This is a genomic window from Brevibacillus jepli, assembly GCF_047229145.1.
Lineage (GTDB): Bacteria > Bacillota > Bacilli > Brevibacillales > Brevibacillaceae > Brevibacillus.
In genome coordinates this window covers 1-778 of sequence record NZ_JBFEFW010000096.1, presented here as the reverse complement: position 1 = coordinate 778, position 778 = coordinate 1, and the positions used below count along the sequence as shown (strand labels likewise).

Sequence of the window (778 nt, the reverse complement as noted above, 5' to 3'; positions counted from 1 at the left end):
ATCCCCAAGACGGCGATTGATGCCGTTGCCCCCACGTTGGAAGCATCCAGTGCCCGAAACTTGCGGCGCCGCTTGTTGATCAAAAAACTAGACAAGGCGGAAAAGCTGATTGAACGACTGGAACAAGATCTCCTCCCGTTTTTTGATAACCTGATGGACGCCGTGGTGCGGGAACGCGTCCATGATGTAGCAAGGCAGTTGATACGGGTATCCGAAAGACTGGACGGGGTGGTGTCGGGAAGGTGAGTCACCTGTTTGTAAACGGCCAGTTGATGACGGAAGATGTGTTCCGCTCCGATACAGATTACGATCAAACCGTTTTGAAACAATGGCATGAAAAAAAGCCGCGGATACAATGCGCGTGTCAGGCATATGCCATGCGAGCGGAGATGCACGTGCGAAAAACGCCCTACGGCCGCTATACGTTGGTCAACAATCCTGAACACTCCGACAAACATACACTTGCTTGTCCTTACTACGGGGAGGTTGAACGGTCCCGAACAGGGGAGAGGCGAGCAGTCGAAAAGGTTGGCGATCGCTTGGTCGTCCATATCAAGCTGTTCCCGGAAACAGGGACACAAACCGGGAAAAGCCGGGAGACGGGGAATCGAACCGGGGTTAAAACGGAAGAACAAACGCATCGTCATCGCTTGTTTCCTTCATTCGTCTTCGACTGGTACAAGCTGGCTGTCGAGCAACTCCAGGGAATGGGCAAGAAGATGACTCCAGCTTCCGTCCTGTACCACATGTGGCATTGCATGTCCCATCACCGGATCTG

The 778-nt window shown here is 53.1% G+C and carries 2 protein-coding genes; both read left to right on the top strand.

The features are described from left to right. The coding region (locus AB1L17_RS31435) for a hypothetical protein (protein ID WP_412848924.1) at positions 1-246 on the top strand (246 nt) is incomplete at its 5' end. Beyond that, the coding region (locus tag AB1L17_RS31430) for a hypothetical protein (RefSeq protein WP_412848923.1) at positions 243-778 on the top strand (536 nt) is incomplete at its 3' end. The genes AB1L17_RS31435 and AB1L17_RS31430, both read left to right, overlap by 4 nt.